General features: G+C 74.5%; 17 protein-coding genes. 10 read left to right on the top strand and 7 right to left on the bottom strand.

The genetic code is table 11. From position 1 onward, the window contains the following. The first annotated feature begins 66 nt into the window (after positions 1–66). From H6H00_RS24335 to H6H00_RS24315, 5 genes are all read left to right on the top strand, one after another. Entirely contained in the window at positions 67–1578 is a 1512-nt protein-coding gene (locus H6H00_RS24335) for a class I adenylate-forming enzyme family protein (protein WP_255425353.1), read from the top strand. After that, positions 1571–4006 (top strand): xanthine dehydrogenase family protein molybdopterin-binding subunit, encoded by a 2436-nt coding sequence (locus H6H00_RS24330; protein WP_255425352.1) that lies wholly within the window; start codon positions 1571–1573, stop codon positions 4004–4006. The genes H6H00_RS24335 and H6H00_RS24330 overlap by 8 nt, the downstream gene beginning before the upstream one ends. Continuing rightward, on the top strand, positions 4006–4779 hold the full coding sequence (locus tag H6H00_RS24325; RefSeq protein WP_185718005.1) for an enoyl-CoA hydratase/isomerase family protein: 774 nt from the start codon (positions 4006–4008) through the stop codon (positions 4777–4779). The genes H6H00_RS24330 and H6H00_RS24325 overlap by 1 nt, the downstream gene beginning before the upstream one ends. After that, positions 4776–5621, top strand: coding sequence for an FAD binding domain-containing protein (locus tag H6H00_RS24320; protein ID WP_185718004.1), 846 nt, complete (start codon positions 4776–4778; stop codon positions 5619–5621). The genes H6H00_RS24325 and H6H00_RS24320 overlap by 4 nt, the downstream gene beginning before the upstream one ends. 92 nt (positions 5622–5713) lie before the next feature. Further along, positions 5714–6913: a xanthine dehydrogenase family Fe-S subunit gene (locus tag H6H00_RS24315; RefSeq protein WP_255425351.1), complete on the top strand. Its 1200-nt coding sequence runs from the start codon at positions 5714–5716 to the stop codon at positions 6911–6913. A 36-nt stretch (positions 6914–6949) separates the two neighbouring features. On the opposite strand, the gene H6H00_RS24310 is transcribed toward H6H00_RS24315, so the two are convergent. The 4 genes from H6H00_RS24310 to H6H00_RS24295 are packed head-to-tail and all read right to left on the bottom strand — an operon-like array spanning position 6950 to position 9866. Continuing rightward, positions 6950–7891: a hypothetical protein gene (locus tag H6H00_RS24310; protein WP_185718002.1), complete on the bottom strand. Its 942-nt coding sequence runs from the start codon at positions 7889–7891 to the stop codon at positions 6950–6952. A 42-nt stretch (positions 7892–7933) separates the two neighbouring features. Further along, positions 7934–8425, bottom strand: coding sequence for an NUDIX hydrolase (locus H6H00_RS24305; protein WP_185718001.1), 492 nt, complete (start codon positions 8423–8425; stop codon positions 7934–7936). Positions 8426–8442: 17 nt separating this feature from the next. Further along, a complete protein-coding gene (locus H6H00_RS24300; protein ID WP_185718000.1) occupies positions 8443–9216 on the bottom strand; it encodes an LLM class F420-dependent oxidoreductase in 774 nt (257 codons plus the stop codon). Further along, on the bottom strand, positions 9213–9866 hold the full coding sequence (locus H6H00_RS24295) for a Pr6Pr family membrane protein (protein WP_185717999.1): 654 nt from the start codon (positions 9864–9866) through the stop codon (positions 9213–9215). The genes H6H00_RS24300 and H6H00_RS24295 overlap by 4 nt, the downstream gene beginning before the upstream one ends. Before the next feature lie 89 nt (positions 9867–9955). Here H6H00_RS24295 and H6H00_RS24290 point away from each other — a divergent pair, with 89 nt between their 5' ends. Together H6H00_RS24290 and H6H00_RS24285 are read left to right on the top strand one after the other, a co-directional pair. Next, the gene (locus H6H00_RS24290) at positions 9956–10684 is read left to right on the top strand and encodes a DUF742 domain-containing protein (RefSeq protein WP_221775647.1); all 729 of its coding nucleotides are present in this window, start codon (positions 9956–9958) and stop codon (positions 10682–10684) included. Between the two features lie 52 nt (positions 10685–10736). Continuing rightward, positions 10737–11939 (top strand): acyl-CoA dehydrogenase family protein, encoded by a 1203-nt coding sequence (locus tag H6H00_RS24285; protein WP_185717998.1) that lies wholly within the window; start codon positions 10737–10739, stop codon positions 11937–11939. A 10-nt stretch (positions 11940–11949) separates the two neighbouring features. On the opposite strand, the gene H6H00_RS24280 is transcribed toward H6H00_RS24285, so the two are convergent. From H6H00_RS24280 to H6H00_RS24270, 3 genes are all read right to left on the bottom strand, one after another. Continuing rightward, entirely contained in the window at positions 11950–14106 is a 2157-nt protein-coding gene (locus tag H6H00_RS24280) for a putative bifunctional diguanylate cyclase/phosphodiesterase (RefSeq protein ID WP_185717997.1), read from the bottom strand. A gap of 82 nt (positions 14107–14188) precedes the next feature. Then, a complete protein-coding gene (locus tag H6H00_RS24275; RefSeq protein WP_185717996.1) occupies positions 14189–14584 on the bottom strand; it encodes a hypothetical protein in 396 nt (131 codons plus the stop codon). An 87-nt stretch (positions 14585–14671) separates the two neighbouring features. Then, positions 14672–17206, bottom strand: a complete 2535-nt coding sequence (locus tag H6H00_RS24270) for a DEAD/DEAH box helicase (protein WP_185717995.1) — start codon at positions 17204–17206, stop codon at positions 14672–14674. 69 nt (positions 17207–17275) lie between these two features. Between H6H00_RS24270 and H6H00_RS24265 the strand changes: the two genes are divergently transcribed. The 3 genes from H6H00_RS24265 to H6H00_RS24255 all read left to right on the top strand — a co-directional run bounded on the left by H6H00_RS24265 (position 17276) and on the right by H6H00_RS24255 (position 21964). Next, the gene (locus H6H00_RS24265; RefSeq protein ID WP_185717994.1) at positions 17276–18835 is read left to right on the top strand and encodes an ATP dependent DNA ligase; all 1560 of its coding nucleotides are present in this window, start codon (positions 17276–17278) and stop codon (positions 18833–18835) included. Positions 18836–18908: 73 nt separating this feature from the next. Continuing rightward, on the top strand, positions 18909–19607 hold the full coding sequence (locus H6H00_RS24260; protein WP_185717993.1) for an HAD family hydrolase: 699 nt from the start codon (positions 18909–18911) through the stop codon (positions 19605–19607). After that, positions 19604–21964: a glycoside hydrolase family 65 protein gene (locus H6H00_RS24255; RefSeq protein ID WP_185717992.1), complete on the top strand. Its 2361-nt coding sequence runs from the start codon at positions 19604–19606 to the stop codon at positions 21962–21964. The genes H6H00_RS24260 and H6H00_RS24255 overlap by 4 nt, the downstream gene beginning before the upstream one ends.

Raw genomic sequence — 21964 nt, 5'->3', positions numbered from 1 at the left:
ACCGTCCGCCCGGGACGGTCGTGCTTGTGTGTTCACCGTCCTTCCAGTACCGTCCGATTCAGAGCGTTGACGATCGGAGAGCGGATGGACCTGTCCACGGCACTGAGCTGGGCCGCCGAGCGGTACCCGCACCGCCGCGCGGTCGGCGGGTCCGGGCGGCACCTGACCTACGCCGAGTGGGACGCCCGCACGACCCGCCTCGCCCGTGCCCTCGCCGCGGCCGGCGTCGCGGCGGGTGACCGCGTGGCCCTCGGCCTCGGCGGCGGTGAGCCGCTGGCCAGCCTGCACCTCGCGGCGCAGAAGCTCGGCGCGGTGTCGGTGCCGCTGTCCACCCGCTTCGGCGCCGAGGAGCTGCGGTACTGCGTGGACGACGCGTCCGCCGTGCTCGTCGTCGCCGACGAGGCCAACGCGGGCCGCTTCCCCGGTGCGACGCACGCCGTCGCCGACCTCGACGCCCGCGCCGAACGGGAGTCCGACGCCCCGCTCGCGGAGACGCCGGGCGAGGACGCCGTCAGCGTCATGCTCTACACCTCCGGCACGACGGGGAAGCCCAAGGGCGTACCGCGCACCCACCGCGCCGAGCACGCCGCGGCCGTGGCGCACGCGGTGCAGACCCAGCAGCGCGACGGCGAGGTCGTGCTCGGCGTCATGCCGATGTTCCACACGATGGGCCTGCGCACGCTGCTGGCCAGCATCGTCGTCGGCGGCACGTGGGTGGGGCAGCCCGCGTTCGACGCGGCGGAGTCGATGGAGCTGGTCCGCCGCGAGGGCGTCACCTCGCTCTACCTGGTGCCGACGATCTACTGGTCGCTGCTGCGAGCCGGGCTCGACGGGGTCCGCGGCACGCTCGACCACCTCGCCTACGCCGGTGCCGCGATGACGCCCGCGCTCGCCGAGGAGCTCGTGGACGCGCTGGCGCCCACGTCCTTCGTCAACCACTTCGGGAGCACCGAGATCTACACGTTCACGATCGGACCGGACGTCGCGGCCAAGCCCGGATCGGCCGGCCGCGCGGGGATCTTCTCCCGCGTCCGGCTGGTGGCGCCCGAGGTGGGCGCGCCCGTCGACGCGATCGTGGCGCCGGGGGAGCAGGGGCAGGTGATCGTGTCGATGGACAGCCCCGAGGCGTTCGCCGGCTACTGGAACCGCCCGGACGCGGACGCGAAGGCGATCCGCGACGGCTGGTACTTCACCGGCGACCTCGCCACGGCCGACGCCGACGGTGACCTCCACGTCTCCGGCCGGGTCGACGACATGATCAACTCGGGCGGGGAGAACATCTACCCCGACGAGATCGAGGCCGCGCTCATCCGCTGCCCCGAGGTCGACGACGTGTGCGTGGTGGGCCTGCCCGACGAGCGGTGGGGCCACGCCGTCACCGCGTTCGTGGTGCCGCGGACGGGGGTCGATCCGCAGGCCTGCGCCGAGCGGGCGATGGCGTTCGCCCGCGAGGTGCTGCCGTCGCTGAAACGCCCGAAGCGGGTGATCGCCGTGGACGCCGTCCCGCGCTCCGGCGTGGGCAAGACGCTGCGCCGCACGCTGGTGGCCGGCGACTACGAGGAGCGTGCGCGTGCCTGAGCCGGATCGCAGCAAGGCCACCTTCCCGCAACCGGATGGCGGCAAGGTGGCCATGCTGCAACGGAAGTGGACCCCCAGCCGCATCGAGGACCTCCCGCTCGTCACCGGGCGGGGGCGGTTCCTCGACGACCAGGACCCCCTCCCGGGCACCCTGACCGCCGCCGTCGTCCGCTCCACCCAGCCGCACGCGCGGATCCGCTCGGTCGACCTCTCCCGCGCCCGGGCCCACCCCGGCGTCGCCGCCGTGATCGGCCCCGAGGAGGTGCTCGCCGCACTGGCGCCGTTCCCGCTCTCGACGGGCGCGCCGATGCACTACTACCCGACCGCCACCGACGTGGTGCGGTTCGTCGGCGAGCCGATCGCGGTGGTCGTCGCGTCCGACCGGTACGTGGCCGAGGACGCCGCCGAGCTCGTCGAGGTCGACTACGAGCCGCTCGACGTGGTGGTCGGGGCCCGCGCCGCGCTCGCCGAGGGGGCGCCGCTGCTGCACGAGGCCGCGGGCACGAACGTCGCCACCGACCGCACGTTCTCCTTCGGGGAGGTCGAGCGGGCCTTCGCCGAGGCCGCCCACGTCGTCGAGGGCGAGTACGACTTCCCGCGCTACTCCTCGGTGCCGATGGAGTGCTACTCCGTGATCGCCGACCACCGCGGCGACTCCGTCGAGGCGTGGGCCAACTTCCACGGCCCCTTCACGATGGTGCCCGTCATGGCCGGTGCGCTGGGCCTGCCCACCTCGGCGGTGCGCCTGCACGTGCCCGCCGACATCGGCGGCAGCTTCGGCATCAAGGCCGGCATCTACCCCTACGTCGTGCTGATGGCACTGGCGTCGCAGCACTCCGGCACGCCGGTGCGCTGGACCGAGGACCGCGTCGAGCACCTGCTCGCCTCCTCCTCCGGGGCCGACCGGGTCATGCGGTTCGCCGCAGCCGTCACCGGGGACGGCCAGGTCACCGCGCTGCGGACCGACCTCGTCGACAACGTCGGCGCCTACCTCCGCCCGCCCGAGCCGTCCACGCTCTACCGCTGCTTCGGCAACATCACCGGCCCGTACGCGATCGGGGCCGTCGAGATCCGGGCACGCGCGGTCGTCACCAACGCCATGCCGACGGGGCTGAACCGTGGCTTCGGCGGCCAGCAGCTCTACTTCGGGCTGGAGCGCCTGATGGACGCCGTCGCGACGGCCACCGGGCTGGACCCGATCGAGGTCCGCCGCCGCAACCTGGTCGACGCCTTCCCGTACGAGACGCCCACCGGCGGCGTCTACGACTCGGGCGACTACGCCGCCGCCGTCGCGCTGGCGGTGCAGAACGCCGACCTCGACGAGCTGCGCGCCCGTCAGGCCGCGGCCCGCGCCGAGGGCGCCTACTACGGCATCGGCACCGCACTCGTCGTCGACCCGTCGGGCACCAACATCGGCTACGTCGGCCTCGCCACCCCCTCCGAGCAGCGCAGGCCGGGCCGCGACAAGTCCGGCTCCACCGAGCACGTGCGGATGTCGGTCGACGTCCAGGGGGTCGTCACGGTGCTGCTGGGGTCGGTGCCGCAGGGGCAGGGGCACGCCACCGTGGCGCGCCAGGTGGCCGCCGACCGGCTGGGGCTGCCGGTCGAGCAGGTGCGCGTCGTCGTCGACATGGACACCTCCACCACCCCGTGGACGGTCACGTCCGGGAGCTACTCCTCGCGCTTCGCCCCGCTCGTCACGAGCGCGGTGGTGCAGGCGGCAGACACGATCGCCGCCACCATCCGCGCCGCCGCGTCCGTCGCGCTGGAGGTGCCTGCCGACGAGCTCTCGCTCGCCGACGGCGCGGTCGTGCACCCGTCCGGCGCCACCTTGGCGTTCCGGCACGCCGCCGGGATCGTGCACTGGGACCCGACCTCGCTGCCCGCCGGCGTGCCCGCCCGGCTCTACGCCGAGGCCGAGTTCAGCCCGCGCGAGACGAGGGCCGCCACGGCGGACGACCGGATCAACTCCTCGCTCTGCTACGGGTTCGTCGCCGAGATCGTGGCCGTGCGGATCGACCCCGCGACGCTGGAGATCACGATCGACCGCGTGTCGTCGGTGCACGACGCCGGCACCGTGCTCAACCAGCAGCTCCTCGACGGCCAGGTCCACGGCGCGCTCGCCCACGCACTCGGCGGCGCGATGTACGAGGAGTTCACCCACGCCCCGTCCGGGCAGCCGACCTCGGCCACGTTCCTCGACTACCTGTGCCCCACCAGCGCCGAGACCGGCTTCGACCTGCGCACCGACCACGTGGTCACGCCGTCGCCCCTGACGCCGCTGGGGGCCAAGGGCTGCGGGGAGGGCTCGTCGATGAGCTTCCCCGTGGCCTTCGCCAACGCCGTGGCCGACGCGCTGCCCGGCGTCCCGATCACCCAGCTCCCGCTGCACGGCGAGGTGCTGCACCAGCTCATGGAGGAGAAGTAATGGCACTCACCGGTGGCGACGTCCTGCTCGAGAAGAAGGGCCCGATCGCGTACCTCACGCTCTCGCACGGCAGGTACACCGTCGTGACGTGGGAGATGCGCCAGCTCGTGGCCGACCGGTTCGCCGACATCGACGCCGACCCGGACATCCGGGTGGTCGTCGTGCGGTCCGACGGGGAGCACTTCACGAGCGGCGGCGACATCGCCGGGTTCATGGAGGTCGACCCCATCGACTTCACCGACCTCGGGCACAACGTCACCGCCCCCGCGCGCAGCACCAAGCCGGTGATCGCCGCCATCGACGGCTACTGCTTCGGCGTCGGCTGCGAGATGGCGCTGTCCTGCGACATCCGGCTCGGCACCCCGCGCACGCAGTTCGCGCTGCCCGAGATGAACCTCGGCATGATCCCCGGCTCCGGCGGCACGCAGCGGCTCTCCCGGCTGATCGGGCTGTCGCGGGCCAAGTTCCACATCATGACGGCCACCCGCATCCCGGCCCAGCAGGCGCTGGACTGGGGGATCCTCGCCGAGGTCCACGACGACCGCGCGGCGCTCGACGCGGCCGCCGACGCACTGGCCGCGAAGATGGCCGGCTTCTCCCCGATCGCCCAGCGCACCGCCAAGGAGGTGCTGGACAAGGGGATCGACGGCCCGCTGTACACCGGCATCGACCTGGAGCGGAAGGCCTACGCCATGCTCCGCTCCACCCACGACTTCGCCGAGGGCGTCGCGGCGTTCGGCGAGAAGCGCAAGCCGGAGTTCACGGGCCGATGAAGGCCGCTCCCTTCGCCTACGTCCGGCCGGGCAGCCTGGACGACGTGCTCGCCGAGCTGGCCGGCGGGGACGCGAAGGTGCTGGCCGGCGGTCAGTCGCTGGTGCCGGTGCTGGCCATGCGCCTGGGCCGGCCCGCGACGCTCGTCGACATCGGGTCGGTCGCGTCCCTCGGTGACCTGGCGGTGACGGACGACGTGCTGCGCGTCGGCGCCACCGTGCGGCAGCGCCGCCTGGAGCGATCGGACGAGGCCCGCGCGGTGCCCCTGATCGGGATGGTGATGCCGTTCGTCGGGCACCGGGAGCTGCGCAGCCGCGGCACCGTCTGCGGCAGCATCGCCCACGCCGACCCGTCGGCCGAGCTGCCCGCCGTGGCGTCCTGCCTGGGCGCGACGATCGAGGTGGCCGGGACCGGTGGTCGCCGCCGCGTCCCCGCGGCGGAGTTCTTCGCCGGCGCGATGACGACCGCCGCCACGGCCGAGGAGGTCGTGACCGGTGTGGAGTTCCCCGTCGCCCGCCCCGGTGAGGGCTACGGGTTCGGCGAGATCGCCCGCCGGCACGGCGACTTCGCGCTGGCCGGGGTGGTGACGCGCGTCCGCGTGGACGACGACGGCACCGTGCTCGACGCCCGCCTGACCGGTTTCGGCATCTCCGACACCCCGGTCACCCGCGACGTGACCGCCCTGCTCGACGACGAGAGCGGGATCCGGGACCTGGCAGCGGACGTGGTCGACACCGGCGGCGACACCCACGGCTCGACGGGATACCGCCGCCGCCTGTTCACGGTGCTGGCGACGCGCGAGCTGCAACGCGCACGACGCAACGCCCGGAAGGAGCGCCCATGACCACCACCGAACGCACTCCGGAGCCACAACGCACTCCGGAGGGGGCCCCGGACGGCACTTCGGCTCCGAAGTGCGCACCGGCGCGGGAGCGCGTGGAGGCGCACGAACTCGTCGACGTCGCGTTCTCCGTCAACGGGTCGTCCGTGTCGGTGTCCGTGCCGCCCCGGATGCACCTGGCCGACGCCCTGCGCGAGCAGCTGGGGCTCACCGGCACCCACCTCGGCTGCGAGCACGGGGTCTGCGGGATGTGCACGATCCTCGTCGACGGCGACGCGGCGCGGGCCTGCCTGCTGTTCGCGGTGCAGTGCGAGGGCGCCGAGATCGTCACCGTGGAGGGGCTCGGGTCGCCGGAGCGGCAGCACCCGCTGCAGGAGGCGTTCTCCCACCACCACGGCCTGCAGTGCGGGTTCTGCACGCCGGGCATGCTGATGAGCTCCTACGACCTGCTCGCGAACGCGCCCGACCACGCGGGCGACGACGAGCTGCCCGAGCAGATGTCGGGCGTGCTGTGCCGCTGCACCGGCTACCGCGGGATCCTCGCCGCGGTGTCGGACGTGCACGGGACCCATCCCGACGGGGTGCCCGGGCCGCGCAACTGCGCCACCCGCACGCTGGTGGGGCGGGGGAGCGGGCCGGCGTCGTCGCAGGCCCCGTCCGGTGACGTGCCCGCCGACGAGGTCCGGGCCGCCGCCCCGGCCGAGGTGCGCATCCCCACGGGCGCCCCGTCGGCCACGGTGCTGGTCACCAGCGAGCTGCGTTCGCCGATCGCGGCCGTCTGGGAGGTCGTGTCCGACGTGTCCCGGCTCGTGGCCTGCCTCCCCGGTGCCGAGCTGACCGAGACGCTGCCCGGCGACCGCTACCGCGGCCGCGCCGGCGTCGCACTCGGGCCGGTGAAGCTGTCGTTCGAGGGCCTCGCGCAGATCCTCGATCGCGACGCCGACGCCCACCGCATCCGGCTCGTCGGCCAGGGCCGCGACACCGGCGGGAGCGCCACCCAGGCCGACATCCGGCTGCACGCCGAGCCCGGCCCGGACGGCGGCACGGTGCTGCGCGCCGAGGCCGACCTGTTCCTCTCCGGCCGCATCGCCCAGTTCGGGCGGGCGTTGGCGGGGGACGTCAGCAGGCGGCTGTTCGAGCAGTTCGCCTCCGCGGTGGACGAGAGCGCCCGCACCGGCGCGGTGCCCGATGTGCGGGTCGCCGCGCCGAGCCCGGTGCGGATCGCGGCGGGCGCGGTGGCCGACGCCGTGCGTCGACGGGTCCGCGCCCTGCGCGCGCGCCTGCGGCGCAGGTAGACCCGCGCACCCCCGGCCGACCGCGGCAGCCGGGGGTCAGCGGCGCGCTCCCAGCCACCCGAGCAGGGCGGCGACCGCGTCCTCGGCCAGGGCACCGGGGAGGTCGGAGCCGAACCGGTCCGACGCCGCCGCGCGGGCCCGCACGCCGAGCGCCGCCGCCCCGAGCGCCGCGAGCACGCCGATCACGCCGGCGAGGGTGGCGTCCTCGCCGTCGCGGCGGGCCACGGCGGCGGCCGAGCCGGCCCCCAGCGCGGCCCGGGGGAGCAGGCCGGGCGGGTCGGTGCGGCTCGGCGTCGACGGGAGCTTGTCGGCCACCAGCTCACCGGCGGCCATCAGCGCGCTGAGCGTCGTGCCGGTGCGCCCGCCGAGGCGCCCGGCCGGGCCGCGGTCGTCGCCCGCGGAGGTCAGCGCGATCGCCGCCACCCCCGCGGTGCTGCGCGCCCCGGAGGCCGCGCCCAGCGCCGCGGCCCGCAGCAGGGTGCCCGCCCGCGGGGCCGGCCCGGCGTCCGGCAGCGCCGCGACCAGCGTCGCGTGCGTCGTCACCCCGTAGACGAGGTGCGGCACGGCGTCGGAGATCCAGTCGGCGCGGCTCCACCGGCGCGGGTCGGAGATGCCCAGCGCCGCGATCGGGCCGTCGCTCGCCAGCATCGCGGCCACCCCCAGCAGCGGGCCGCCGACGGCGGTGGGCAGCCGCAGCCCGGCCGCCCGCAGCGCCCCGGCCGCCGCCCCGATCCCGACGCCGGTGGCCGTGCCGGCCAGCGGGCCGAGGGCGGAGAGCCGGCGGGCCCGCTCCCGTCGCCCGCCCGGGATCGACACCCCGGCCCGGTCGGCCAGCGCGGCCACGACCTGCTCCGGTGCGTCGCTCGCCGGGCGGCCGCGGGCGGCCATGTCGAGCGTGGTGACGGCGTTCAGCGCGGTGGTGCCGGCCGCGCCGGCGGCCGCGCCGCGCACGAGGCCGTTCCAGGGTGAGGGGGTCATGGCGCAGTCCTACCCGGGGGCCGCCGCGGCCAACCCCCGGGGTCAGTCGGTGCCCGCGGCCGCGGTGAGGGAGGGGAGCAGGTCCGCGAGCCGGTCGACGAAGCCGGCCTGCGCGGCCACCAGCTTGTGCCGGGCGGTGTCGAGGTCGAACCAGGCCACCCGGTCGATCTCCGGGAAGGCCTGCATCGTGCCCGACTTCGGCGGCCACTCCAGGTCGAACGTGCCGGGGCGCAGGTGGGCCGGGTCGAAGTCGCCCTCGCGGGCGAACACGGTGATCTGCTTGCGCCCGCCGCGCTGCGACAGCGTGCCCAGCCCGTGCGACTCGCCCGCGGGCGGCTCGTGCCCGAGCTCCTCGGTGAACTCCCGCTCCGCCGCGGCGAACGCGTCCTCGTCGGGCTCGTGCTCGCCCTTGGGGATCGACCAGGCGCCGTCGTCCTTGCGGGCCCAGTACGGCCCGCCCATGTGCCCCAGCAGCACCTCGACCCCGGCGGCCCCCCGTCGGAACAGCAACAACCCCGCGCTCAGTACGGCCACGTCCCCAGCCTCCCAGATCAGGAGCGCTCGTCGCGCCAGGCGATCCAGTCCCGGAGCAGGCCCAGGTCGAAGTCCGGCCCGCCGACGCCGACGGTGAACAGCGTCGCGCCCGCCGCGACCAGCGCGTCGGCGACCTCGCCGGGCGGCGCCTGCACGCCGATCGACCGCTCGATCTGCGACGGGTCGCGGCCCACGTCGGCGCAGTGGCCGTCGAGGATGCCGTTCTTGCGGGTGAGCACGTCGACGTCGCCGAAGCTGTGCCAGATCTGCGCGTGCTCGGCGGTGTAGCGCAGCGTCTTCTTCTCCCCGCCGCCGCCGATGAGGATCGGGATCTCGCGGGTCGGGGCCGGGTTGAGCTTGCTCCACCGGTCCCGGATCCGGGGCAGCGCCTGCGCGAGGTCGGCCAGCCGGGAGCCCGCGGTGCCGAACTCGTAGCCGTACTCGTCGTAGTCGCGCTCGAACCAGCCCGCTCCGATGCCGAGGATCAGGCGGCCGCCGGAGATGTGGTCGACGGTGCGGGCCATGTCGGCGAGCAGCTCGGGGTTGCGGTAGCTGTTGCAGGTGACCAGCGCGCCGATCTCGACGCGGCTGGTGGCCTCGGCCCAGGCTCCGAGCATCGTCCAGCACTCGAAGTGCTTGCCGTCGGGCTCGCCGTAGAGCGGGAAGAAGTGGTCCCAGTTGAAGACCACGTCGACGCCGGCGTCCTCGGCCTCGGCGACGGCGCTGCGGATCTGCGCGTAGTCGGCGTGTTGCGGGTGGAGCTGGACACCGATCCGGATGGGGTGGTTCATGATCCGATCCTGGCACCGCGCGCCGCGCCGTGCCGGGCCAGCGCCCGGTCGATGCCGAGCAGCGCGGCGGCGAGCACGAGGAACAGCGCGGTGATGCCGAGCGAGTTGAGCAGCACCGTCGGGTAGCCGAACCGGGAGACGTCGACGAACGGGTACGGGTACCAGTCGATCAGCGCGCCGCGCACGAGCGTGAACCCCAGCCACAGCAGCGGGTAGAGCAGCGACAGCACCACGATCCGCCGGTCGATCAGGCCGCGCGGCCCGAACAGCAGCCAGCCCAGCACGACCAGGATCGGCGACGCGGTGTGGAGCAGGACGTCGGCGACGGCCTCGCCGCCGCGCAGGTCGTAGAGGTCGGCGAGCAGCGTGTGGAACACGATCCCGGTGACGGCGATGCCCAGGACGGCGTCGAGCCGGATCACCGACAGCAGCGTGGAGCGCCGCTGCGGGGCCACCGCCAGCGCCACCCCCGTGACGACGACGAGCAGGTTGGTCAGGATCGTGAAGAAGGTGAACAGGTTGGCGACGCGGGCGGCCGGGGTGTCGAACGCACCCCCCGTGTTCGCCGCGGTGATCGGGATCTGGATCACCAGGGCCACGACCACCACCAGGGCGCTGGTCGCGTGCCAGGCGCGGGCCGGACGGCTCATGGCGCTCAGGTTACGCGGGGTCACCGTGGGTAGCCCGGTGGCGGCGCGGCCACCGGATCGGGTGGATCGGCGCGCAGTACCGTGTCGTCATGACCGTGGAACGGGGAGGCAACACGTTCGTCACACGGCCCGGTCAGGGTCCCGGCATGCCCGTGCACCCCGACGACACCGGCCCCGAGATCGGGCTCACCGGTGCCCGGTTCGGCGGGGCCTCGCGCAAGCGCCGGGAGAAGCGGCCGGAGCCCGCCCGGGCGCCGCTGCCCCCGGTCGGCGCCGATGCCGTCGACGACGCCCCGGTCGGACTCACGGGCGCCCGCTTCGGCGGCTCGTCGCGGCGGCGCCGGGAGCAGGCCCGGCCGCCCGAGGCGGCCCCGGCCCCCGCCGCCCCGCCGGCCGCCGTCCCGGTCCCCGCAGCGCCGGTCCCTGCGGCGCCGGTCCCCGCACCACCCGCCGCGCCGGCCCCCGGCGTCCCCGACGCCGTCGAGGAGCCGTCGCCGTACACGATCGTCCGGCCCTACGTCCTGACCGGCGGCCGCACCCGTGCCGGGGTGAGCTTCGCCGTCGAGGCGTTGATCACGGCCACCGGTCCCGGCCGCGCCGGCGAACCGCTCGACCACACCCGGATCCGGGAGCTGTGCCGCGAGCCGCGGTCGGTCGCCGAGGTCGCCGCGCTGCTGGGCGTCCCGCTCGGGGTCGCGCAGGTCCTGCTGGGGGACATGCTGGGGGCGGGGGCCGTGCAGGTCCACCGCGCCGCCGACGCGGGCGGCCCCGACCTGGCGCTGATGGAGCGCGTGCTCGCGGGCCTGCGCCGGCTCTGACGCCCCGGCCCCGCGGTCGCGCTCCGTTGCACGATGTGGCACAACTGACGGGGTGACCACCGAGGATCCGCTGCTGCCCCCCGTGCCCGTCGTCGCCCCGCCGTACCACACGCCCGAGCGCGAGGAGCTGCAGGCGCGGGCCCGGGCGTTCGCCACCGAGCGGGTGCTGCCGGTCGCCAACGAGCTCGACCCGGTCAAGGGCGAGATCCCGCGCTCCCTGCTCGACGCGATGGCCGGCGAGGGCTGGTTCGGCATCACCGTCGACCGCGAGTTCGGCGGGATGGGGCTGGGCGCGTTCGAGTACTGCATGGTCGCCGAGGAGCTGGCCAGGGCGTGGATGAGCGTCGGCAGCATCATCGCCCGCGCGCAGGGCGCCGGCACCGACGTCGCCGACCCGGCCCGCCGGGCGGAGCTGCTGCGCCGCAGCGCGAAGGGGGAGTGGATCGGCGCGATCGCGCTGTCCGAGCCCGACGCCGGGTCCGACCTCGCGGGCGTCGCGACGCGCGCGGTCCGCGACGGCGACGACTTCGTCGTCACCGGCCACAAGCGCTGGACCGGCAACGCGAAGGCGGCCGACTTCATCCAGGTGCTCGTGCGCACCGCCGACCCGGGCCCCGACGAGAAGCGCTCCGCAGGCCTCGCGTCGCTGCTCGTGGAGAAGGAGCGCGACTCCTTCCCCGACGGCATCACGGGGAAGCCGATCGACAAGATCGGCTACCACGGGTTCGTCACCTGGGACCTGGAGTTCGACGGCTTCCGCGTCCCGGTCGCCAACCAGGTGGGGGAGAAGGGCTTCGCCGACGCCCAGAAGTGGCTCAACATCGCGCGCGTGCACACCGCGGCCCGGGCCGTCGGGCTCGCCCGCGCCGCCGTCGAGGACTGCATCGGCTACCTGCAGGACCGCGAGCAGTTCGAGCACCCCATCGGCGACTTCCAGGCGGTGCGGTTCACCCTCGCCGACATGGCCGCCCGGGTGGAGCAGGCGCGGGCGTTCTACCAGCACGTCGCCCACCTGATCGACCTCGGCCACCCCTGCCAGCGGGAGGCCGCGATGGTGAAGCTGATGGCGACGGAGATGGCCGCGGAGGTCACCGGTGACGGCATCCAGCTGCACGGCGGCAACGGCTACACCACCGAGCACCAGGTGGAGCGGCACTGGCGCGACGCCCGGCTCACCACGATCTTCGAGGGCACCAGCGAGATCCAGCGCAAGATCATCGCCGACCGCCTGCTGCCGCGCAGCCCGCTGGGGTAGGCGCCGCGCGTCAGCCGGCCCGGGGCTTCCCGCGGCCGGACGCGGCGGCGTCCAGCATCCGGGTGATCTCGGCGGGCACGCCGGCCGGGGCGAAGAACCAGCCCTGGCCGACGTCGCAGCCGAGGGACTGCAGCAGGCGCGCCTGCTGCGCGGTCTCCACGTGCTCCGCGGTGATCGACACGCCGAGCGTGTGCGCGAGCCGGACCAGGTGCCGGATCACGGCGGCGTCGACGTCGCCACCGGCGGCCCCGCGGCCGGTGACGAACGGGCCGGCCAGCTTGAGCACGTGCACCGGGAGGTCGCGCAGGTAGGCGAGGTTGGAGTAGCCGGTGCCGAAGTCGTCGATCGCGATGCGGACGCCGAGGTCGGCCAGCCGCCGCAGCACCCCCAGCGGTGCCCCCGTCGTCGCCATCGCGGCGGTCTCGGTGAGCTCGAGCTGCAGAGCCGACGGGGGCAGGCCGGTCTCGTGCAGGACCCGTGCGACGTCGTCGACGATCCCCGGTTCGTGCACCTGCCGCACCGCCAGGTTGACGCTGACGAACAGGTCGGCGCCGCCCGGCTCGGCCCGCCACCGCGCGGCCTGCGCGCACGCCTGCTCCAGCACCCACCGGCCCAGCGGGACGATCAGCCCCGTCTCCTCCGCCAGCGGCACGAACTCGTCGGGACCCAGCAGCGCGGCGGACCCGGGCCGGTCCCAGCGCACCAGCGCCTCGACGCCGACCAGCCGCCCGTCGCCCAGGCGCACCAGCGGCTGGTAGCGCACGACGAACTCCTCCGCGGCGAGCGCGGCGGGCAGCACCGCGGCGCGGGCGGAGCGGTCGAGGTGGGCCCGGTGCCGGTCGGGGTCGAAGTGCGCGCACCGGTCGCGGCCGTCGTTCTTGGCCCACAGCAGCGTGGTGTCGGCGGCGGCGAGCAGGTCGGCCGCGGTGTCGCCGCCGTCGGCCCGCCCCACCGCGCCGACGCTGGCGGTGACCGAGACCTCGCGCCCGGCGAGGGCCACCGGCCTGCGCAGCGCCTCCAGGATCCGGGTGGCGACCGGGCGCAGGTCGCCGCCCTCGACCAGCACGACGAACTCGTCCCCGCCCATCCGCGCGACGAGGTGGCCGTCGGGTCCGAGATCGGCCTGCAGGCGCTGCGCGACGGTCCGCAGCAGCTCGTCCCCGACGGTGTGCCCCAGCGTGTCGTTGACGGTCTTGAACCCGTCGAGGTCGACGAAGCACACGCCGACGTCACCGGCCCGGCCCAGCGCGGCGTCGAGCCGGTCCAGGAACACCGCCCGGTTGGGCAGGCCGGTCAGCGGATCGTGCTGGGCCTGGTGGCGCAGCCGGTGCTCCAGGTCGCGGCGCTCGGTGACGTCCTGGACCATCCCGAGGATGTACCGCGGCGGCCCGTCCGGCCCGCGGACCAGGGACAGGACGACCTCCAGGTGCACCGCCCGCCCGTCGGAGCGCCAGATCGTCTTCTCCACCCGCAGGCGGTCCAGGCGCCCGTCGAGCATCGCGTCCAGGCGGACCCAGTCCTCGGGGTCGTCGTCGGGGTGGACGAAGGCCCGCAGGTTCTGCCCGCGGAACGCCTCCGGGGAGAGCCCGAATGTCTCGCACAGGGCGGCGTTGGCCTCCAGGACGCGCCCGTCGAGCGCGGTGATGCCGATCCCGGTGGGGGAGCCCGCGAACACCGCGGCGAAGCGGGCCTCGCTCGCCCAGCGGGCGCGTTCGACGTCGATCCGCTGCGTCAGTGCCGCCCGCGCGAGCCGGTCCTGCTCGGCGCACTGGCGTTCCTGCTGGGCCCCCGCGGCGCCGACGGCGATGCCGCCGACGAGGGTGGCGAGCCGGGCCGCGGCCTCCGGGGTGCTCGCAGAAGGCGCCAGCCTTTCGGTCAGGTAGCGCAGCGTCCGGTCCAGTGCGGCGAGGTCGGTGACCCCGGCGGCCGCCAGACCGTGGCCGACCGCGGCGGCGAGCTCGGCGCACCGGTCGGGCTCGGCGCAGTCCCACGCGTCGCGCACGCGGGCGGCGAGGTCGCGGACGGCGAGGTCGGGGACGGCGAGGTCGGGGACGGCGAGGTCGGGGACGGCGGCGCCGTCGGCGGGCGCCGCGCCGGGCACCGGCCAGGACGCCGCGAGGTCGGCGGCCGACGGGCCGGTGCCGCGGGGACCGCCGTCGACGCCCATCCGGCCCCCCGCCCCGCTCGGTGTCCCGTGCGGGACCCGGCGACACTATCGGGTGACGATCATCGGAGGCAGCCCCCGAACGTCATCCGGGCCGCTCCGCCCCGGCCTCGGGGGCCTGCTTGCGCCGCCCCCCGCGCTGCATGTCGCCGGTGGTGGTGCGCCGGCCCGGGTCGATCAGGCGCTTCCACTTGCCCTGGGCGGCCTGGCGGCTCGACAGCTGCGCCTGCACGGCGTCGGCGGTCTGCTGCCAGGTGAGCCCGTCGGAGCGGAGCTTGCGGATCAGGTCGCGCTCGTAGTAGTCGGCCAGCCGGCGCATCTCCTGCACCAGCGCGTACCAGGCCGCCGCCCCGTCGTGGGTGAGCACGCCCGACCGGGCCCGCTCCTTGAGCCCGTCGAGCTGCTGGGTGATCGACTCCCGCTGCTTCGCGATGGACGGGTCGGCCCGCTCCAGCCAGCGCTGCGCTTCCTCGTACTTCATCTGTCAACCATACATTGACGCTTTCGGATCGGCAATCGATCATTGACCGACGGCGCACGCGCAACCCCGCCGGGACCGGACCCGGGGTCAGATCCCGCCGAGGGGCTCCACGCCGGTCAGCCAGACGACCGGGGCGCCCTCCTCGTCGGACGCGGCGAGGTCGACCTCGGCGGTGATGGCCCAGTCGCGGTCGCCGTCGGGGTCGTCGAGGACCTGGCGGACCAGCCAGCGCTCGGGTTCGGCGGTGATCGAGATCAGCTGCGGGCCGCGGGCGTCCGGGCCGGTGCCGATCGCGGTCATCGTGTCGCCGTAGCGCTCCCAGTAGGGGAGCAGCGCCTCGCGCCACGCCGCCGCGTCCCAGCCTGCGGCGCCGTCGAGCTCGGCGAGCAGGTCCCAGCGCCGGAACGACGCCAGCTCGACGCGGCGGAACATCGCGTTGCGCACGAGCACCCGGAACGCGCGGACGTTGCGGGTGACGCCCGCCGGACCGGAGTCCAGCGACGGGGGCACGATCTCGTCGCCCGTGCCCGCGCCGGCCGCGAGGGCCTCCCACTCGTCGAGCAGCGACGAGTCGACCTGGCGCACCAGCTCGCCGAGCCACTCGATGACGTCGGTGAGCTCCTCGGTGCGGGCCTGGTCGGGCACGGTCTGGCGCAGCGCCCGGTAGGTGTCGGCGAGGTAGCGCAGGACCAGGCCCTCCGAGCGCGCGAGCTGGTAGTGCGAGACGTACTCGACGAAGGTCATCGAGCGCTCGAACATGTCGCGGGCCACCGACTTCGGCGACAGCTTGGCGTCCTCGACCCACGGCGCGCCGCGCCGGTAGGTCTCCAGCGCCGCGTCGAGCATCTCGTCGAGCGGCTTGGGCCAGGTGACGTCCTCGAGCAGCGCCATCCGCTCCTCGTACTCGATGCCCTCGGCCTTCATCGCGGCGACGGCCTCGCCCTTGGCCTTGTTCTGCTGGGCGTAGAGGACCTGGCGCGGGTCGTCGAGGGTGGCCTCGATGACCGAGAGCACGTCCATCGCGTACGACGGCGACTCCCGGTCGAGCAGCTCCAGCGAGGCGAGCGCGAACGGCGAGAGCGGCTGGTTGAGGGCGAAGTCGAGCTGCAGGTCGCCGACGACGCGCACGCGGCGGCCCTCCGCGTCCGGTTCGGGCAGCTCCTCGACCACCCCGGACGCCCGCAGCGCCCGGTAGATCGCGATCGCGCGCAGGATGTGGCGGCGCTGGCGGGGGCGCGGCTCGTGGTTGTCCTCCAGCAGGTGCCGCATCGCGGCGAACGCGTCCCCCGGCCGCGAGATGACGTTGAGCAGCATCGCGTGCGAGACCTGGAAGTGGCTGGTCAGCGGTTCCGGCTGGGCGGTCTGCAGCTTCTCGAAGCTGACCCCCGACCACCCGACGAACCCCTCCGGCGGCTGGGTGCGCACCACGCGCTTGAGCTTCTTCGCGTCGTCGCCCGCCTTCGCGACCCGCCGGGCGTTCTCCACCTCGTGGTCGGGGGCCTGCGCGACGACCGAGCCGACGGTGTCGTACCCGGCCCGGCCCGCGCGCCCGGCGATCTGGTGGAACTCGCGCGCCTTGAGCGGGCGGGTGCGCTGCCCGTCGTACTTGGCCAGCGCGGTGAAAAGCACCGTGCGGATGGGGACGTTGATGCCGACGCCGAGGGTGTCGGTGCCGCAGATGACGCGCAGCAGCCCGGCCTGCGCGAGCGTCTCCACCAGCCGCCGGTAGCGGGGGAGCATCCCCGCGTGGTGCACGCCGATCCCGTGGCGCACCAGGCGCGAGAGCGTCTTGCCGAAGCCCGAGGTGAACCGGAAGTTCCCGATCAGCGCGGCGATGGCCGCCTTGTCCTCCTTCGACGTGACGTTGACGCTCATCAGCGACTGCGCCCGCTCCACGGCCGACTGCTGCGTGAAGTGCACGACGTAGACCGGGGCCTGGTTCGTCGTCGTCAGGTCGGTGATCGTCTCGTGCACCGGGGTGAAGACGTACTGGTAGAGCAGCGGCACCGGCCGCTCGACGGACGTGATCACCGCGGTGGGCCGGCCGGTGCGCCGGGTCAGGTCCTCCTCGAAGAAGGAGACGTCGCCGAGCGTGGCGCTCATCAGCAGGAACTGCGCCTGCGGCAGCTCGATCAGCGGGACCTGCCAGGCCCAGCCGCGGTCGGGGTCGGCGTAGAAGTGGAACTCGTCCATGACGACCGAGCCGACGTCGGCGTCGCGGCCGGAGCGCAGCGCGATGTTGGCCAGGATCTCCGCCGTGCAGCAGATGATCGGCGCCTTCTCGTTCACCGCGGCGTCGCCGGTGAGCATGCCGACCTTGTCGGGGCCGAACACGTCGATGAGGGCGAAGAACTTCTCGCTGACCAGCGCCTTGATCGGCGCGGTGTAGAACGTGCGCTGGCCGCGGGCCAGTGCGGCGGCGTGCGCGCCGACCGCCACCAGCGACTTCCCGGAGCCCGTGGGCGTCGACAGGATCACGTTGCTGCCGGTGACGAGCTCCAGCAGCGCCTCCTCCTGCGCCGGGTAGAGCGACAGGCCCCGCTCCTCGTACGCCCAGTCGGTGAACGCCTCGACGAGGTCGTCGGGGTCGTTGCCGGGAGGGAGGCGGTCGGTGAGCGTCATGATGGTCCCGATCGTCCTCTGTGTGCCGCTGCGGTGCCGGAACGGGGGTGGGCCGATACGGTGACGCCCGTGACGGGGGCCGCATCCGACGACGGTGTGCCGCTCCTCGTCCCGCCCATGATGCCCGCGGTGACCTCCGGCGATCCGCCGACCGGGCCCGACTGGCGCGTCGAGGTGGCGTGGACCGGGCACCGCTGCGTCGCCTACGTCCACCCGCCCGGCCCGGGCCGCGACGGCCGGGTGCGGCTGCTGTCGGGCGCCGACAACTCCATGACCCACGCCTACCCGGAGTTCTCCGCGCCGCTGCTGGCCCGCTGCCCGCCGGGCGGGATGGTGCTCGACGGCACGATCGTCGCCCGCGGGGAGGAGCACGCCGCCCGGCCGCGGCTGCTCAAGCGCCGGCACTCCCGCTACAAGCCCAGCGAGCACGACATCGCCGCGGTCCCGGTCGACCTGCAGATCGCCGACCTGCTGTTCTTCGACGGTCACGACACCACCGGGCTGCCCTACCGCGAGCGCCGCACGCTGCTGGAGGGGCTCGGGCTCGACGGCGCCCCGGTGTGGACGACGGCGCTGTTCCCGGCCACCGAGCTGGGGTCCATCATGCGGATCGCCGCGGCCGAGGGCATCGACGCCTTCCACGCCCGGCACCTGGGCGCCCGCTACCGCCCGGGCGGCCGGTCGAAGTTCTGGCTGCGCGTGCCGGTGCAGCGCACCCGCCAGGTCGTCATCGGGGGATGGACGCCCACCGACCCGCACCGCGCGGACGCGATCGGCACGCTGCTGCTCGGCGTGCCCGACGGCGACCGGCTGCGCTACGTCGGGCGGGTCGGGATCGGGGTGGAGGAGCGGCGCCGCCTGGACGCCGACCTGCGCGGCAGCGCCCGCGACGACTCCCCGTTCACCGCCGAGCTGCCCGCCGACGCCGCCCGGCACGCGGTGTGGGTGCTGCCCGACCTGGTCGGGCTCGTCGAGTTCACCGGCTGGGTCGGCGGCACGCGGATGCGGCTGCCGCTGTGGCGCGGCCTGGCCGACCTGGACGACCTCGACGACTCGCAGTGGGCGATCCCGCCCACCCCGGCGCCCGCGCCCGATGCGCTGGCCGTCGCGGCCCCGGCGGCGGCCGACCCGGCGCCCGCTGCGACCGAGCCGCCACCCCCGCCCGCGGTCGCGCCGGCCGAGCCGGAGGGGACCGACGTCCGCCGGCTCGAGCAGCACTTCGTCTACAACTCCCTCAACACGATCGCCGCGCTGATCCGGACCGACCCGTTCCGGGCCCGCGAGCTGCTGTTCGGCTTCGCCGACCTGTCCCGCGCCGCCGACGGCCCCCCGGAGAGCACGGTCGCGCGGGAGCTCGACGCCGTGCGCGCCTACCTGCAGATCGAGCAGGCCCGGTTCGGGTCCCGGCTGCAGGTGGAGATCGAGCTCGACGACGGCGTCGGGTCGGAGCCGGTGGCGACGATGCAGGTGCTCTCGGTCGTCCGCGAGGCCGTGCAGAAGGGCATCGAGCCCCGGCGCGAGGGCGGGCTGCTGACGGTCGCGGCCCGGCGCGTCGACGACGGCTGCGAGGTCGCGATCACCGCGGCGGGGGAGACGGCGCGGCTGCTGTTCCCCGCCGCCGCACCCTGAGCCAGGTCAACGCTGGGTGAACTCCGCACGGCCACCGCTCGGCGGTGATCGATGCAGTGGGTACGGTTCGCGCATGTTAGGCCTCCCCGACGGCACCCGCGCGTGCCTGTTCGACCTCGACGGCGTCCTCACCGACACCGCGAGCGTCCATGCCGCCGCCTGGAAGCAGATGTTCGACGACTACCTGCGCGAACGCGACGGCGACGGCTTCCGGCCGTTCGACGTGTCCGCCGACTACGGCCCCTACGTCGACGGCAAGCCGCGCCTGGACGGCACCGACTCGTTCCTGCGCTCGCGCGGCATCGAACTCGACCACGACGAGCTGGTGCGCCTGTCGACGATCAAGAACGACCTGGTGCAGGAGAAGATCGTCAGCGTCGGGGTGGAGGTGTACCCGGGCTCGGTGCGCTACCTGAAGGCCGTCCGCGAGGCGGGGCTGGCCACCGCGGTCGTGTCGTCGAGCGCCAACGCCGAGCAGGTGCTCCGCGTCGCCGACCTCGCGCAGTACATCGACCACCGCGTCGACGGCGCCACGGCGAAGGAGCGCGGCCTGCCGGGCAAGCCCGCGCCCGACACCTTCCTCGCGGCCGCTGCCGACCTGGGTGTCGACAAGGCCGACGCGGTGGTGTTCGAGGACGCCATCGCCGGGGTGGAGTCGGGGAAGGCCGGCGGCTTCGGCTTCATCGTCGGGGTCGACCGGCTCGACCACGCCGACGAGCTGAGCGCCGCGGGCGCGGATGTCGTGGTGAAGGACCTGGAGGACCTGCTGTGAGTCCTGATCCCGCCCGCACCTTCACCGTCGAGCCGTGGGTCGTCCGCGAGCCCAACCTCGACCTCGCCGCCCTCGGCCAGGCCGAGTCGGTGTTCGCGCTGTCCAACGGGCACATCGGCCTGCGCGGCAACCTCGACGAGGGCGAGCCGCACGAGACGCCGGGCACCTACCTCAACTCGTTCTACGAGAAGCGCCCGCTGCCCTACGCCGAGGGCGGCTACGGCTACCCCGAGTCCGGGCAGACGATCATCAACGTCACCAACGGCAAGCTGATCCGGCTGCTGGTGGAGGACGAGCCGCTCGACCTGCGCTACGGCCGGGTGCACCGCCACGAGCGCGTGCTCGACCTGCAGGCCGGCACGCTGACCCGCGAGGTCGAGTGGGAGTCCCCGGCGGGGCGCGTGGTGACGCTGCGCACCGAGCGGCTGGTGTCGCTGACCCAGCGCGCGATCGCCGCGATCCGCTACGAGGTCGAGGTGCTCGACGCGCCGGCGCTGCTGGTCGTGCAGTCGGAGCTGGTGGCCAACGAGGCCCTGCCCGCCCGCGACGACGACGACCCGCGCGTCGAGGCCGCGATGACCGACCCGCTCGTCGCCGAGCAGCACCGCCACGGCGACACCAGCGCCACGCTCGTGCACCAGACCCGCGCGTCGGGGCTGCGGGTGGCCGCGGCGATGGACCACGAGGTGCAGGGACCCGAGGGCCTGCAGATCTCCTCGGAGGCCCACCCCGACGTCGCCCGCACCACCGTGATCTCCCGGCTGAAGCCGGGGGAGAAGCTGACCGTCGTCAAGTACCTGGCCTACGGCTGGTCCTCGCGCCGGTCGCTGTCCGCCGTGCACGACCAGGTGCGGGCCGCGCTCGCCGCCGCCCGCTACACCGGCTGGCAGGGGCTGCTCGACGAGCAGCGCACCTACCTCGACGACTTCTGGCTCACCGCCGACATCGAGATCGACGGCGACGCCGAGCTGCAGCAGGCCGTCCGCGTCGCGATCTTCCACGTGCTGCAGGCCGGGGCGCGCGCCGAGCGGCGCTGCATCGGGGCGAAGGGCCTGACCGGCCCGGGCTACGACGGGCACACCTTCTGGGACACCGAGACGTTCTGCCTGCAGCTGCTCAGCCACGTCGCCCCGGAGGCGGCGGCCGACGCGCTGCGCTGGCGGCAGTCGATCATCCCGCTGGCCAAGGAACGCGCGGAGCAGCTGGGGCTCAAGGGCGCGGCGTTCCCGTGGCGGACCATCCGCGGCCACGAGTGCTCGGGCTACTGGCCGGCCGGCACCGCGGCGTTCCACATCAACGCCGACATCGCCGACGCCGTGCGCCGCCACGTGGCGGCCACCGGCGACACCGAGTTCGAGAAGGAGGTCGGCCTCGAGCTGCTGATCGAGACCGCGCGGCTGTGGCGCTCGCTCGGGCACCACGACTCGGCCGGGCAGTTCCGGATCGACGGCGTCACGGGTCCCGACGAGTACACCGCGATCGTCGACAACAACGTCTACACCAACCTCATGGCGCAGCTGAACCTGCGCGTCGCCGCCGACACCGCGGCCCGGCACTCCCGGGCGGCGGCCAAGTTCGGCGTCGACGCCGAGGAGATGGCGAGCTGGCGCGACGCGGCGACGTCGATGCGGATCCCCTACGACGAGACGCTCGGCGTGCACCCGCAGTCGGAGGGCTTCACCGACCACCAGGTGTGGGACTTCGAGAACACCAAGCCCGACATGTACCCGCTGCTGCTCAACGTGCCCTACTTCGACCTGTACCGGAAGCAGGTCTCCAAGCAGGCCGACCTGGTGCTGGCCATGCAGCTGCGCCCGGACGCGTTCACCCCGGAGCAGGTGGAGCGCAACTTCGCCTACTACGAGGCGATCACGGTGCGCGACTCGTCGCTCTCGGCGTGCACCCAGGCCGTGATGGCCGCCCGCACGGGGCACCTGGACCTGGCGTTCGACTACCTCGCCGAGTCCGCCCTCGTCGACCTCAACGACCTGGCGGGCAACTCCGACCACGGCGTGCACATCGCGTCGATGGCGGGCACCTGGATCGCCGTCGTGCAGGGCTTCGGCGGGATGCAGTGCGACTCGGCCGGCCTCCGGTTCGCGCCGCGCCTGCCGCCGGCGCTGTCCCGGATCTCCTTCGGGCTCAAGTGGCAGGGCCGCCAGCTCCGCGTCCAGATCACGCCGGAGGGCACCGAGTACCAGCTGGTCAGCGGGCCGCCGATGCGCCTGACCCACCACGGCGACGCGCTCGCGCTGGCCGAGGACCCGGTGCTGCGGGAGAACCCGGACGCCGTGCGCGTCGAGCCCGTCGAGCAGCCGTTCGGCCGGGCGCCGAAGGCGCGCCACCCCGGGGGCTGA

Source organism: Pseudonocardia petroleophila, assembly GCF_014235185.1.
GTDB lineage: Bacteria > Actinomycetota > Actinomycetes > Mycobacteriales > Pseudonocardiaceae > Pseudonocardia > Pseudonocardia petroleophila.
The sequence above is the reverse complement of the archived record's forward strand: the minus strand, read 5'-3'. Positions and strand labels throughout refer to the sequence as shown.